Here is a 256-nt window from a genome sequence, read left to right as displayed (position 1 = left end):
GCATGGGTCGCGCGGATGGCGCGCGGGTCGCTGGTCGGCCTCGCGAACCGCACCGACGGCGCGGGCTTCGAATGGCCGGTGCGTTTCTTCTACGACAAGCGCGTGCCGATCGAGCCGCGCACGCACGTGGTCGAACGCACGCGCCAGCTGGTGGCCGCGGCGCTGAACGACCCGCAGCCGCAACCCACCGACGATATCGATTTCGGTCTCGACACCGGGCGCGCGGCGCTGGCGTTGTCGGAGGCGAATCTGAACC

At 70.7% G+C, this 256-nt stretch carries 1 protein-coding gene; it reads left to right on the top strand.

Annotated elements, in window-relative coordinates; translation table 11 throughout:
* Positions 1–256: glycosyltransferase family 9 protein (locus SB764_RS42340; protein ID WP_410867085.1), on the top strand; the 256-nt coding region annotated here is incomplete at both ends.

This window comes from Paraburkholderia sp. SIMBA_027, assembly GCF_046535315.1.
In the GTDB taxonomy this organism is placed as follows: Bacteria; Pseudomonadota; Gammaproteobacteria; order Burkholderiales; family Burkholderiaceae; genus Paraburkholderia; species Paraburkholderia tropica.
This window is presented reverse-complemented; position numbering and strand designations above follow the sequence as displayed.